Below are 13,511 nucleotides of genomic sequence, written 5' to 3'. Positions count from 1 at the left end.
GTTTCAAGTTTCAAGTGTAACGTTTTCAGAACGAACTTGAAGCTTGAAACCTTAACTTTAAACATAAAAACAAATGAAAACAGTAGCAGTTATTGGAGCTGGAACAATGGGCAACGGAATTGCACATGTTTTTGCACAGCACGGATTGGTAGTCAAACTAATTGATGTTTCTGAAAAAACATTAGACAATGCTATGAACACCATAGCCAACAACCTAAACCGAATGGTTTCCAAAGGCACTATTACTCCTGATTTATTTGCTAAAACCATCACCAATATTATAACCTACACTGACCTTAAAGACGGGGTGACAGGAGCCGATTTTGTGATTGAAGCAGCTACCGAAAATTTAGATTTGAAGCGAACAATCTTTAAACAGCTAAATGATTTTTGTGCGCACAACACCATTTTTGCCTCCAATACCTCTTCTATTTCGATTACAGAAATAGCAAACGAAGTGGTACATCCTGAAAGAGTAATTGGAATGCATTTTATGAATCCTGTACCTCTTATGCCTTTGGTCGAAATTATTAAAGGAAAAAAAACCAGCGAGGAAGTGGTCACAATCACCGTTGCACTAGCCAAAAAATTGTCAAAAACTGCTGTCGTAGTACATGATGCTCCCGGCTTTGTAGCCAATCGAATCCTAATGCCGATGATTAATGAAGCTATCGAAACACTACAGACAAATATTGGAGGTGTTATCGAAATCGACACCATTATGAAACTCGGTATGAACCACCCAATGGGTCCCTTACAATTAGCGGATCACATTGGACTCGATGTCTGTTTGTCTATTATGAATGTTTTGTACGATGGTTTCAAAAACCCCAAATACGCTCCCAATTCATTATTAATTCAAATGGTGAAAGAAGGCAAACTAGGTGTAAAATCTGGTGAAGGATTTTATGATTACAAAGAACATAAAAAAGCCGAAAAAGTAGCCAAGCAGTTTGTTTAAACACAAATGGCACCCTTACATTCGCCAATTTACTTTTAAATTGAGGTTATTTTGTTAGGCTGAAGTAAGCATAAATTCTGAGTGTAGTAGTTTAACGACAACAATATAAAATTAAAAATGAGCGAACTAGCTAAAAATACATATAAAGACATGCCTTGTATGTATTAAAAATTGAATTAAATAAAATAAATAAAGCCCTTTTTCATATGTCAATTGCACAAAATCTTCAAAACATACAAGCCAACTTACCTCATGAAGTAACATTAGTTGCGGTTTCAAAAACCAAGCCCGTTTCAGATTTAATGGAAGCTTATAATGCCGGGCAACGCATTTTTGGTGAAAACAAAATTCAAGAGATGGTTGACAAATGGGAACAAATGCCCAAAGACATTAAATGGCACATGATAGGGCATGTGCAAACAAATAAAGTCAAATACATGGCTCCGTTTGTGAATTTGATTCATGGTGTGGACAGCTTGAAACTTTTGAAGGAAATCAACAAACAAGCCATCAAAAACAACCGAACAATTGATTGTTTACTACAACTCCACATCGCCGAGGAAGAAACAAAATTTGGTTTGGATGAAAATGAATTGGATGAGATTCTTCATTTCGTTCAGAATAACAAAGAGGGAATGAAAAACGTTCGAATTGTAGGACTGATGGGAATGGCGACCTTCACAGACAATCAAGACCAAATCAAAAAAGAATTCACTCTCCTGAAAACGATTTTCGACAAAATCAACGCACTGGATTCCGTGAACTGCCAACTGAATGTTCTTTCGATGGGGATGTCTGGTGATTATCCGTTAGCTATTGAATGCGGAAGTACCATGGTTCGAATTGGAAGTAGTATATTTGGGGGGAGATAATCATTGAGGATTATTAATTAACGATTTTTGATTTCAAATTAAATCTGAACACTTATAAACTGAAAACCGAATACTAATTTGTACGCAATACTAGACATAGAAACTACTGGAGGGCAATTCAACGAAGAAGGAATTACAGAAATTGCTATCTACAAATTTGATGGGCACGAAATTACAGATCAGTTCATCAGTTTAGTCAATCCCGAAATTCCTATTCAGCCTTTTGTTATACAGCTCACTGGTATTAACAATGCTATGTTGCGTTCGGCTCCTAAATTTTACGAAATTGCAAAACGAATTATAGAAATAACTTCTGATTGTGTTATTGTGGCTCATAATGCCAGTTTTGACTACCGTATCCTACGCACCGAGTTTCGTCGTTTAGGATATGATTTTCAATCACACACCATTTGTACTGTCGATTTAGCCAAAAAACTAATTCCAGAACAAGCCTCATACAGTTTAGGCAAATTAGTTAGAGCCTTAGGCATCCCTGTAACTGATAGACATCGCGCTAGCGGAGATGCGTTGGCAACAGTCAAATTATTCAAAATGCTGTTAGAAAAAGATGTCGAAAAAACAATCGTCAAAGATTTTATCAAACTTGAAATAGAAAAAGGCATTTCTCCGAAACTCCAAGACATCATCAACAAATTACCTTCTAAAACAGGTGTTTTTTACATCCATAATCAAGCGGGTACTATCATCCATATTGGCAAAAGTAGGAACATCAAAAAAAGAGTAAATCAAATTTTCACAGGCATCACCAAAACTGCTAAAAAAATTCAAAAAGATGTTTTTGAGGTGACTTATGAAGAAACTGGCACTGAATTAATTTCTTTTTTAAAAGAAGCTGAAGCCATCAAAATCAACCGTCCTATTCACAACCGAATTCCCCAAAAGCACAACTTGCCTTGGTCCATTTACGCTGAAAAAGACCATAATGGGTACCTCAACTTAAAATTACAAAAAACAGACGGACGTAAAAAAGAAATCACTTCGTACAACAATGAAATCAATGGTAAAAATGCTCTCTTTCGCATCACCGATGATTATCAATTGTGCCAGAAACTTACTGGTTTATACTTAACTAAGTCTGCTTGTTTCAAGCATAAGATTAAAGAATGTGATGGCGCTTGCATTGGAGTTATCTCAACCGAGGAGTACAACCTTCGCGTCAAAAAATTCATTGACAAAAACAATTTTGATACGGTGAACATGATTATTATTGATCGAGGCCGCACCATTAGCGAACGCTCGGCATTATTAATCGAAAACGGACAATTAAAAGGATATGCTTTTTATGATTTGAATTACCAGATCAACAATCCCGAGATTCTTAAAAACATCTTAATCCCAATGTCCAATTACAGAGATACCAAACACATTATCCAATCTTATCTCAAAAAAAACAAAGGGCATAAAATCATCAAATTCTAATTTATGCAGCATATCAAATCAAAATACGAACGCTTCAAACAGCATACTTATATCATCATCTATGGGACAAGTACTAAGGCTGGTCGCATTTTTGATTTGGTTTTACTTGGCTTAATTTTACTTAGTGTATTATTAGTGATGCTAGAAACCGTAGCCAATTTCAATTTCAAATACCATTTTGAACTCGTTTTTTTAGAATGGATAATCACTGTTTTTTTTACTATAGAGTATGCCCTTCGCATCCTCAGTATCAACAGACCTTGGAAGTATATTTTTAGTTTCTATGGCATAATCGACTTTCTGGCTATTTTACCCATGTACCTTACATTTATTTTTGTGGGGTCTAATGTATTTACTGTTGTCCGTTCGTTACGACTTTTACGTTTGTTCAAAATTGTTAATCATCCCCAATTTCATAGCCAATCCGTCCAACTAAAACAAGCCATTAACGCGAGTAAAGGTAAAATTGTCGTTTTTATCTATTTTGTATTAATTATCACTATTTTGATTGGCTCAATAATGTATGTTGTCGAAGGTGAACAAAGTGGTTTCACCAGCATACCCGCTGGGATTTACTGGACCATTGTAACCCTCACCACAGTTGGATACGGCGATATTTCACCCGTCACCCCATTAGGCCAATTCATTGCGTCTTTGGTCATGATTTTGGGTTATGGCATCATTGCGGTTCCTACAGGAATTGTAACTGCTGAAATTGCCAAATCACATCAAAAAACCATTCCGCACCCTGAAACCCCTTGTCCAGGTTGTGGTACAGACGATTACCCCAAAAATGCTCGTTTTTGTCACAACTGCGGTCATAGTCTTAACAAATAAAATAAGGAGCTCTTTCCAGCTATTCACTACAACTCCTCCGCTTGCAAATTGTATTTCTAAGTCGTAAAAGGAGCTCCTAAAGTCGCTCTTTTACAACAAGAAATACTAACTTGCAACCGTCCGGGGTTTTCGTTTCTATCTGGGCTACAAAACGTCATGAAATATTTAATTACCATCATCGGTCCCACAGCAATAGGCAAAACAGCTTTGAGTATTCAATTAGCTAATCATTTCCAATGCGAGATTGTTTCTTGCGATAGCCGTCAGTTTTATAAAGAAATGGCCATAGGAACCGCCGTACCCCATCCAGAGGAATTAGCCGCAGCACCACATCATTTCATTCAAAATAAAACTATTTTTGAGAACTACACTGTAGGCGATTATGAAAAAGAAGCTATTGCACTCATTGATACTCTTTTTCAATCCAATGATTATGTAGTTCTTGTAGGTGGTTCAGGTTTATATGTGAATGCTGTACTAAAAGGATTTGACAGCTTTCCCGACATTGATCCTAGTATTCGTTCCTCAATCACTACATCCTATGAAAAACTAGGCATTGGCTACTTACAAGAACAATTGCAAAAATTAGATTCCAATTATTATAAAAAACTCACATCCGAAAATCCACAAACACTTCTCAACCCACAACGTATGATGCGTTTTATAGAAGTTTGTATCGGCACAGGACAACCCTATTCTTCTTTTTTGAACCTCAAAAAAAGCAACAGATCCTTCACTCCTATCCTCATCGGACTAGAAGCTGAACGTTCCATAATGTACCAACGCATCAATCAACGAGTGGATATTATGATTCAAGAAGGATTAGTTGCAGAAGCTAAAAATCTTTATCCTCACAAAAACTTAAATGCTTTGCAAACTGTAGGTTATAGAGAACTATTTCAATACTTTGATAAAGAAGTTACATTGGATTTTGCTATCGAAGAAATCAAGAAAAATACCCGCCGTTTTGCCAAACGCCAACTCACTTGGTTCAAACGAGAGGAAAACACAAAGTGGTTTGACTTTCAAACACCTCTTCCTACGATCGTTGATTATATTCAGAGCCAGTTGTAATTTATTCTAATTTTCATATTTTGCATTTATATTAGCAAAACTTTTAAATACAATACCTAACAAATGCCAATAGCCCCTAATTTTACTTCCGTACTGCTTAAAGAATTCGAAATCAATTTTACACAATGCCTCCCTTCAGGTTGTTTAAAATATACCGAATTGTGCAATATTCTCCAGCTTACTGCGGCAACTCACGCTGATTTAGGAGGCATCAGTTTCAGCGATATGCAAGAATTCAACCAAGCGTGGGTTTTAAGCCGTATGCGGGTAGAAATCGATTCGCTACCACAATGGAAAGATACTGTTACAGTAAAAACCTGGATTAACACTCTTGAAAATTCCCGTTCGGTAAGGGCACTCGAAATTTATCGCAATGGAAAAAAGATAATCGGTTGCGAAACTTTTTGGGCTGTATTTAACACTGAAAAACGCCGTCCTGAACCTTTGGCTTTAAACCACGAGCATTTTCAGTTATTCCCACATCAAAAAGCCACACATGAAAGTTTTTCCAAAATCAACATTAATCCTGAAAAAGAAGAGGTATTTGGCAAAACCGTAATTCTTTCTGACTTGGATATTGTCAACCATGTGAATCATGTCAAGTACTTAGAATGGTGTATGGATGTAGTTGATGAAAACATTATTTTGAAACAAAAAATTAAAAGTTTCGAAATGAACTTCATGAAAGAGCTTTCTTTACGAGACCAAGTAGCCATTCATGAATACATCACCGACGAAGCAATTGTTTTTAGTATAACCAAAGAAGATAAAAATTGTTTTGCACTGCAATTGAACTTAGTTTAAGCAACTCAAAAAAGGAAATACCAATGGAAATCTTTTATTAAATTTTCATTGGTTTTTGTAATTTAGCCCAAACAAAAGTAAACCCTAACTCCCATGGATTTAAACTTCAATAAAAACGAAGATCACAATAAATTATTAGTTTCTCAATTAAGGCACAAATTTGCCCAAGTTAAATTAGGTGGTGGTGAAAAACGCATCCAAAAACTTCACAATGAGGGCAAAATGACTGCTCGGGAACGTATCGATTATTTACTAGATAAAGACGCTAAAAATATTGAGATTGGAGCTTTTACGGGAGAAGGCATGTATGCAGAGCATGGAGGTTGTCCCTCTGGAGGTGTGGTCGTAAAAATAGGATACATTCAAGGCAAACAATGTATCGTGGTTGCAAACGATGCCACTGTAAAAGCTGGTGCTTGGTTCCCCATCACTGGTAAAAAAAATCTAAGAGCACAAGAAATAGCAATCGAAAACAACTTGCCTATTATCTATTTGGTTGATAGTGCTGGGGTCTATTTGCCGCTACAAGATGAAATATTTCCTGACAAAGAACATTTTGGTCGAATTTTCAGAAACAATGCTATCATGAGCAGCAAAGGGATAACACAAATTGCAGCCATTATGGGAAGTTGTGTTGCTGGAGGTGCTTACTTACCTATTATGAGTGATGAAGCCATCATTGTGGACAAAACGGGTAGTATATTCTTAGCGGGTAGTTATTTAGTCAAAGCGGCTATTGGTGAAACGATTGACAACGAAACTTTAGGTGGTGCCACTACACATTGCGAAATCTCAGGTGTAACTGATTATAAAGCCAAAGACGATAAAGACGCACTTGATAAAATCAAAAACATTATCGACAAATTAGGAGATTATACTCCTGCTGGATTCAACCGAATCAAATCAGAAAAACCTAAACTTGACGAAAAGGAAATGTACGGCATTTTGCCTAAAGCCCGTAACGAACAATATGACATGATGGAAATCATCCACCGTTTAGTTGATAATTCTGAATTTGAAGCGTACAAAGACGGCTATGGACAAACCATCCTTACAGGGTATGCACGTATCGATGGTTGGGCTGTAGGTATTGTAGCGAACCAACGTAAAGTAGTCAAAACTAAAAAAGGTGAAATGCAGTTTGGCGGTGTCATTTACTCCGATAGCGCCGATAAAGCCACACGTTTTATAGCCAATTGCAACCAAAAGAAAATCCCATTAGTTTTCCTTCAAGATGTCACAGGATTTATGGTTGGCTCCAAATCAGAACAAGGTGGAATCATTAAAGATGGAGCCAAGATGGTGAATGCTGTTAGTAATTCCGTAGTGCCCAAATTTACCGTGGTAATAGGAAATTCCTATGGAGCAGGAAATTATGCCATGTGTGGTAAAGCATTCGATCCAAGATTGATTTTTGCTTGGCCAAGTGCTGAATTAGCTGTAATGGGAGGCACACAAGCCGCTAAGGTTTTGGCACAAATTGAAGCTTCGGCACTAAAAGCCAAAGGAGAAACCATTGATGAGGCTAAGGAAAACGAACTCTTTACCAAAATCAAAGCCAAGTACGACGAGCAAGTATCGCCTTACTATGCCGCGGCGCGTTTATGGACAGACGCCATAATAGACCCGCTAGATACCCGAACTTGGATTTCGATGGGAATTGAAGCAGCAAATCATGCTCCCATTGATAAACAATTCAATTTAGGCGTTATTCAAGTTTAAAATTTCCGATGCATTCCTTTTGCTATTGTTTTAAAAATCACTACCTTAGTGTATTAACCCAATAAAACTATAGCCTTATGAACAACGTTAAAAGCTTGAATAAATGGGCAAATGCGCACACTTATTTATCTATAGATTTAGTTAGAATTGCTCTGGGAGTGTTTTTATTCATGAAAGGAGTCGAATTCATTACCAATATTCAATATTTAGTTGATTTAATTTCGCCAATAGATAAAATTGGAGGCGGAATGTTCTTAGTCCATTATATCGCTCCTGCTCACATGATTGGGGGGATTATGATTGTATTTGGATTACTCACCCGATGGGCAATAACAGCACAACTTCCCATACTCCTAGGTGCTGTTATCGTAAATATTATGGGAGATATGCCATCTCAAAACTTACTTATAGCTGTGTTAACCTTAGCGGTATGCATCTTCTTTATGTTTTACGGAAGCGGAAAAAATTCAGCCGATTATTATTTTAAAATGCAACAATAAAAGAAATCAAAATTCTATTACATTTCGTGTATGAACGAAAAAAAACGAGCCTATTAAGAAATCAATAGGCTCGTTTATTTAATATAACTTTGGTTATTGCAAAGTTGCTAAAATTTCTTTGCGCTTAATTTTTCCATTATCAGTTTCTGAAAATTTATCTACAAAGAATATTTTCTTTGGTTTTTCATATTTATCCAAAACATCAAAAATCGATTCATCAATATCTCTTTCAGGCCCTTCAACTACTAAAACTAATTTTTCACCCAATAAATCATCTGGAATTCCACCTACAAAAAACTTTTCACTAATAGCATTTGACAATTTTTCTTCAATCTGCTCAGGAAGCATCTTAATACCTCCACTGTTGACTACATTATCAATACGCCCTAAGAAAATAAATTGTTTTTCATTTAAAACTTCGACGATATCATTTGTAACAATAGGCTCTTTGGCAACTCTTGGCGCATCAATTACCAAGCATTTTTGGTCATTTTGCGAAATTTTAATTCTAGGCAGAACTGTAAAAGCCTTCTCCCCTATCTTTTTGGCGGCAATATGAGTCATCGTTTCAGTCATACCATAAGTTTCATAAACTTTAGTATTAATTTTCAACAAACTTTTTTCTAGCTCTTTACTCATTTGCGCACCCCCAATAATTAATTTCTTAACATTTCTTAATTCAGGAATCGAATTTTTAGCCTGTAAAGGAACCATTGCTGCAAAATCATAGACCGTTTCGTTGCGTTCCAATGGATTGGAAGTAGGTGCGACAAAATCGATATCTAGCCCTAGAATAAAACTGCGCACCAGCATCATTTTACCCGCAATAAATCGTGTAGGCAAACAATACAATGCCTTATCTCCTGGTTTTAGTTCGAAAAAATCTCCCGTAGCCAAAGCCGAATTGACCATGGTTTGTTTCACTGTTCGAAGTACTTTTGGCACGCCTGTGGTTCCTGATGTTTGCAAATCGATATAAGGTTTATCATCAAACCAATCCAGCAAAAAATCCCCAATTGACTTTTCGAATTCATCTCCTTCTTTGACCAAAGAATAGGAAACATGAATTAAATCTTCTTTGCTTAAATAAACTCCATTTAATCGAAAGCGATTGTGAACGTTTTTATAAGTAACATTTCTCATTGTTGTTAGTTGTGTTTATTATGTAGTTAGTGTATTATTCCAGTTAATTTTTCTTTCCAATTTATCCATTGGTATTTACGACTAAAGATAAATAAAAGCATCGGGTATATTACAAACACAGGCAAAATAATATCAAATCCTGCTTCTGGAATTGAAATATCTTTTAAAATGGAATTCGTTTGAAAAGCCGACCAATCGGTTGTCACTAACAAAGCGCTTACCAAATTGTTAGCAGCATGGAACCCTAGAGCCAACTCCATTCCTTCATCCATCAAGGTAATAATACCCAAAAACAATCCTGTCCCAATGTAATAAACAAAAATAATATTTCCCATTTTTGAAACTTCTGGATTAAAAAAATGCATCAACCCAAATAAAACAGACGTCATCAAAAGAGGAAACCATTTATTCTTAGCCAAATTTGCAAAACCTTGCATCAAGTACCCTCTAAAAACATATTCCTCAAGACTGGTTTGAAAAGGGATTAAACAGCCTCCAACTATTACTAAAATAATGAATGCCGTAGGATTAAAATTGAAAACAAATTGGTTCGGATTTAAAATATAATCTCCTAAAGTCGTTAGAGCAATAAATACAGACCAAATGCTAAACGAAAATAAAATTCTTTTGCTATCTATTTTTTTTCGGGAAGTTGTTATTGAACGAATGCTTTGTTGGTGCCAACGGCGTATGATGTAAAAAAAACCAAAAAGTGCTAAAACTGAAGGCAGTAAAATCAGTAACAAAATCACATTAGCATCAAAAAAATGCATTAATTCTTTATTTGTCGTTGGATACGTAGCCTTATTAAAAAAAACGTGGTAAAATATTCCCAATAATAAGGGAATTTGTCCTAAAAATGAAATCGCAATTAGCAGTAAGGAACCAATGATATATTTCCAAAATTTATTTCCTGATGTGACACCTTGCTCAACAAACATGTAATTTACAATTTATTTAGCACTAAGATATAATATCAAATGGTATTTTAGCAACTATTTTAGCAATTATATCTTATAAAATTTTAACTCGACTCGTAAAAAAACATGATGATACAAATATACCACAACCCAAGATGCGGAAAATCAAGAAATTGTTTAGCCTTCATGGACGATAACAACCTTAATTATGAAATTATTAAATATCTTGAAACGCCACCTACTGAAGAGGAACTGAAAGTTCTTTTGGAAAAATTAAACCTTACACCTCTTCAAATTATTCGACAAAAAGAAAAGATTTGGATAGAAAATTACAAAAACAAATCCCTTAGTGATGAAGAACTTATAAAAATTCTGGTAGCTCACCCGATTCTTATTGAAAGACCTATTGTAATTTCTGAAAACAAAGCTATAATTGGCAGGGAATTTGATAAACTTGAATCTTTTATTACAAATAAATCATAAAAGTTCAATTAATTACCATCGCATTTTAAACCATTTACTAGTTTTGGCATTCTATACCTTAAATATTTAAATCAAAAAAAATCATAATGCAACAATTACTAAAGCATCTAGTAACACTTAGTCTGTTTTTTAGTCTATTACATAGTTACGCTCAAGACCAACCCACATCAAGAGAAAAAATTAAAATTTCGGGTACTATCCTTGAAAAATCCACCAAACAACCGCTTGAGTATGCGACCATCACCTTTATCAATCCTAAAACCTTAAAACCACTTACAGGTGGTATCACCGATGGCAAAGGTAGCTTTACAATTGAAATAAATCCAGGGGTTTACAACATCAAAATGGAATTTATTTCATTCAAACCCATTGAAATCAAACAACGCTCTTTACAAAAAAGCAGTTCATTAGGTACCTTTTCACTCGAAGAAGATGCAGCACAACTAAAAGAAGTAGTGATTGTAAATGAAAAATCATCTGTAGAAATACGTTTAGACAAAAAAATCTATAACGTAGGCCAAGACATGACGGTTAAAGGTGGAACAGCAAGTGATGTATTAAATAATGTTCCATCGGTAGCAGTGGACACAGACGGAACGGTAAGTTTAAGAGGTAATGAAAACGTAAGAATCCTTATTGATGGAAGACCTTCTAATGCTACCAATATTAATGACGCATTACGCACCATCTCCTCAGATGCTTTAGACAAGGTAGAAGTAATTACCAATCCATCGGCTAGATATGATGCCGAAGGTGGTGCTGGTATTATTAATATTGTATTAAAAAAAGGAAAAAACAATGGGATTAACGGCTCAGTAGTAGCTACTATTGGTGACCCAAAAAACCTAGATTTTAATGCCAATATCAACTACAAGACAAATCTTTATAATATATTCACCACTGTTGGATATAACGACAGTAATACACCGGGAAATACTACCACCAATACCAATTATCTAAATGCAGATAACTCTCTTAATAAAGCAATCAATGAAAAAAACAAGAGAGAACGCAATAGAGATGGATACAACACAACCATTGGAATGGATTTGTTTATTACCCCTTCCATCACCTGGACTAATGCTTTTAGATACAGATATCAAAAAGGATACAATCCGGAAAATGTAGATTTATTTAACTATGAAGAGGATAAATTCTACATCCGTAATCGTTTCAATAATCAAAACTCTGTTGACGAAGATTTTCAGTACAGTACCACATTTACTAAAAAATTTGAAACTGATGGACACCAATTTATTTTAGATTTCTCTACTTCTAACAATAAAGATATTGATAAAGCGATAATCTCTGACCAAATCGTCAACCAACCAACTACTCTTACACAAGAATATACGGATAGTGATAGAGAAGATATTACAAATATCCTTCAAGCTGATTATGTGCTACCATTAGGAGAAAACAGTCAATTTGAAGCAGGATACAAAGGACAATTTAAAGTACTTACTACCAGTTACGACATAGGTAATGTAGAAACTGACGGAAGTTTTACATCAAATCCAAATTATAGCAATGTATTAGAATACAAAGAATACATCAATGCATTTTATACACAATATGGTTCTAAAATCAATAAGTTTTCCTATTTATTAGGGGTTCGCTACGAAAGTTCTAATATTGACATCAACCTGTTATCCGACAATAATTTTAACAACAAAAAATACGATAACTTTTTCCCAAGTGCTTATCTTACTTATGAAATCTCAGATGAGACCAGTCTTTCACTTAATTATAGTAAAAGAATCAATCGCCCTAGTTCACGATACATTAACCCTTTCTCGAACTATTCCAGTAATGTTAATATCTTCCAAGGGAACCCAGATTTAAACCCTTCTTTTACAGATGTATATGAAATGAGTATTTTGACCAAAATTGGCAAAGCGACTCTAACTTCTTCTGTTTATTATAATAGAAGTACCTCCGTTTTTCAATTTATTAGAAGACCAAATGGTGATATTGTAGAAACCGAAGTAGATGGAGAAATCAAAGAAACACCAGTTATCCTGACAACACCAATCAACTTAGCTAAAGAAGATCGTTATGGATTTGAATTTAACTTAAATTACTCTCCTTTTAAATGGTGGAAACTTAGTAACAATTTAAATTTATTTAAAAGTATTACCACAGGAGACTACACCTATAGAGACATTAATGATGTAGAGGTGAACGAAAATTTTGACCGTAGTGCTTTAGGATGGTTTACACGTGTTACTTCAAAAGTAACTTTACCATATAAAATAGATTGGCAAACTAACTTTATGTATTTCAGCCCTAGAAACAGTCCTCAAGGGAAATATTTAAGTACCTCACTTGCAAGTATTGCATTAAGCAAAGATGTACTAAAAGAAAAAGCCACAATTTCACTCACGGTAAGTGATATTTTTAATTCAGGCAAACGAAGATTTGAAACATTCATCCCTGGTGAAATCAGTTCTTATTCTGAATTACAATTCAGACAAAGACAAGTCAACCTTTCTTTTACCTACCGTTTCAACAAGAAAAAAGGGGAAAATGAAAAAGAAAAGAGACAACAAAACAATGAAAATGGCGATGGGGACTTTCCTGGCTAAAAGTAGTTTTTCCTAAATCATCCTGTTGTTTTTAAGGAATTTAAAATAAAGGAACGAACTATTTAATTGCATATATTTTCTAAAAGACACTCAATTAATAGAAAAAATCGAGGGGTTTATAAAGCGAACAAAGACTTGATTCACTTTATAAACCCTTCTTTTATTTA

12 protein-coding genes are annotated in these 13,511 nt (G+C 35.0%); 10 read left to right on the top strand and 2 right to left on the bottom strand.

Features of this window, described 5'->3' with window-relative positions; all coding sequences use genetic code 11:
• The first annotated feature begins 73 nt into the window (after nucleotides 1-73).
• From K5R64_RS04925 to K5R64_RS04890, 8 genes are all read left to right on the top strand, one after another.
• Entirely contained in the window at nucleotides 74-961 is an 888-nt protein-coding gene (locus K5R64_RS04925; protein ID WP_220761479.1) for a 3-hydroxyacyl-CoA dehydrogenase family protein, read from the top strand.
• 206 nt (nucleotides 962-1,167) lie between these two features.
• Nucleotides 1,168-1,833, top strand: a complete 666-nt coding sequence (locus K5R64_RS04920) for a YggS family pyridoxal phosphate-dependent enzyme (protein WP_220761477.1) — start codon at nucleotides 1,168-1,170, stop codon at nucleotides 1,831-1,833.
• A 78-nt stretch (nucleotides 1,834-1,911) separates the two neighbouring features.
• Nucleotides 1,912-3,273 (top strand): exonuclease domain-containing protein, encoded by a 1,362-nt coding sequence (locus tag K5R64_RS04915; RefSeq protein ID WP_220761474.1) that lies wholly within the window; start codon nucleotides 1,912-1,914, stop codon nucleotides 3,271-3,273.
• A gap of 3 nt (nucleotides 3,274-3,276) precedes the next feature.
• Entirely contained in the window at nucleotides 3,277-4,110 is an 834-nt protein-coding gene (locus tag K5R64_RS04910; RefSeq protein ID WP_220761472.1) for an ion transporter, read from the top strand.
• Between the two features lie 156 nt (nucleotides 4,111-4,266).
• Nucleotides 4,267-5,184: a tRNA (adenosine(37)-N6)-dimethylallyltransferase MiaA gene (gene miaA / locus K5R64_RS04905; protein WP_220761470.1), complete on the top strand. Its 918-nt coding sequence runs from the start codon at nucleotides 4,267-4,269 to the stop codon at nucleotides 5,182-5,184.
• A gap of 63 nt (nucleotides 5,185-5,247) precedes the next feature.
• Nucleotides 5,248-5,988, top strand: a complete 741-nt coding sequence (locus K5R64_RS04900; protein ID WP_220761468.1) for an acyl-[acyl-carrier-protein] thioesterase — start codon at nucleotides 5,248-5,250, stop codon at nucleotides 5,986-5,988.
• A 93-nt stretch (nucleotides 5,989-6,081) separates the two neighbouring features.
• On the top strand, nucleotides 6,082-7,710 hold the full coding sequence (locus K5R64_RS04895) for an acyl-CoA carboxylase subunit beta (protein ID WP_220761466.1): 1,629 nt from the start codon (nucleotides 6,082-6,084) through the stop codon (nucleotides 7,708-7,710).
• Between the two features lie 77 nt (nucleotides 7,711-7,787).
• Nucleotides 7,788-8,210 carry a DoxX family protein gene (locus tag K5R64_RS04890; RefSeq protein ID WP_220761464.1) on the top strand — a complete coding sequence of 141 codons (423 nt, stop codon included), beginning with the start codon at nucleotides 7,788-7,790 and terminating at the stop codon, nucleotides 8,208-8,210.
• 93 nt (nucleotides 8,211-8,303) lie between these two features.
• Here K5R64_RS04890 and K5R64_RS04885 read toward each other — a convergent pair whose 3' ends face one another.
• Both K5R64_RS04885 and K5R64_RS04880 read right to left on the bottom strand, forming a co-directional pair.
• Complete coding sequence (locus K5R64_RS04885; RefSeq protein WP_220761462.1) at nucleotides 8,304-9,353, bottom strand: AMP-binding protein; 1,050 nt, start codon at nucleotides 9,351-9,353, stop codon at nucleotides 8,304-8,306.
• Between the two features lie 26 nt (nucleotides 9,354-9,379).
• A complete protein-coding gene (locus K5R64_RS04880) occupies nucleotides 9,380-10,294 on the bottom strand; it encodes a CPBP family intramembrane glutamic endopeptidase (protein ID WP_220761460.1) in 915 nt (304 codons plus the stop codon).
• A 105-nt stretch (nucleotides 10,295-10,399) separates the two neighbouring features.
• Here K5R64_RS04880 and arsC point away from each other — a divergent pair, with 105 nt between their 5' ends.
• On the top strand, nucleotides 10,400-10,756 hold the full coding sequence (gene arsC / locus K5R64_RS04875; RefSeq protein WP_308443151.1) for an arsenate reductase (glutaredoxin): 357 nt from the start codon (nucleotides 10,400-10,402) through the stop codon (nucleotides 10,754-10,756).
• A gap of 86 nt (nucleotides 10,757-10,842) precedes the next feature.
• Nucleotides 10,843-13,344, top strand: a complete 2,502-nt coding sequence (locus K5R64_RS04870) for an outer membrane beta-barrel family protein (protein ID WP_220761459.1) — start codon at nucleotides 10,843-10,845, stop codon at nucleotides 13,342-13,344.
• Nucleotides 13,345-13,511: the final 167 nt, after the last annotated feature.

Origin of the sequence: Flavobacterium sp. UMI-01, assembly GCF_019656315.1 — a bacterium.
Lineage (GTDB): Bacteria > Bacteroidota > Bacteroidia > Flavobacteriales > Flavobacteriaceae > Flavobacterium.
Note: the sequence above shows the minus strand (reverse complement) of the source record. Positions and strands in the feature narration are given on the sequence as shown.

Excerpts from the sequence above, each read along its gene's own strand:
- K5R64_RS04870 (WP_220761459.1), top strand. The coding sequence starts at position 10,843 with ATGCAACAATTACTAAAGCATCTAGTAACACTTAGTCTGTTTTTTAGT.
- K5R64_RS04900 (WP_220761468.1), top strand. The coding sequence starts at position 5,248 with ATGCCAATAGCCCCTAATTTTACTTCCGTACTGCTTAAAGAATTCGAA.
- K5R64_RS04920 (WP_220761477.1), top strand. The coding sequence starts at position 1,168 with ATGTCAATTGCACAAAATCTTCAAAACATACAAGCCAACTTACCTCAT.
- K5R64_RS04895 (WP_220761466.1), top strand. The coding sequence starts at position 6,082 with ATGGATTTAAACTTCAATAAAAACGAAGATCACAATAAATTATTAGTT.
- miaA (WP_220761470.1), top strand. The coding sequence starts at position 4,267 with ATGAAATATTTAATTACCATCATCGGTCCCACAGCAATAGGCAAAACA.
- K5R64_RS04910 (WP_220761472.1), top strand. The coding sequence starts at position 3,277 with ATGCAGCATATCAAATCAAAATACGAACGCTTCAAACAGCATACTTAT.
- K5R64_RS04880 (WP_220761460.1), bottom strand. The coding sequence starts at position 10,294 with ATGTTTGTTGAGCAAGGTGTCACATCAGGAAATAAATTTTGGAAATAT.
- K5R64_RS04890 (WP_220761464.1), top strand. The coding sequence starts at position 7,788 with ATGAACAACGTTAAAAGCTTGAATAAATGGGCAAATGCGCACACTTAT.
- K5R64_RS04885 (WP_220761462.1), bottom strand. The coding sequence starts at position 9,353 with ATGAGAAATGTTACTTATAAAAACGTTCACAATCGCTTTCGATTAAAT.
- K5R64_RS04925 (WP_220761479.1), top strand. The coding sequence starts at position 74 with ATGAAAACAGTAGCAGTTATTGGAGCTGGAACAATGGGCAACGGAATT.
- arsC (WP_308443151.1), top strand. The coding sequence starts at position 10,400 with ATGATGATACAAATATACCACAACCCAAGATGCGGAAAATCAAGAAAT.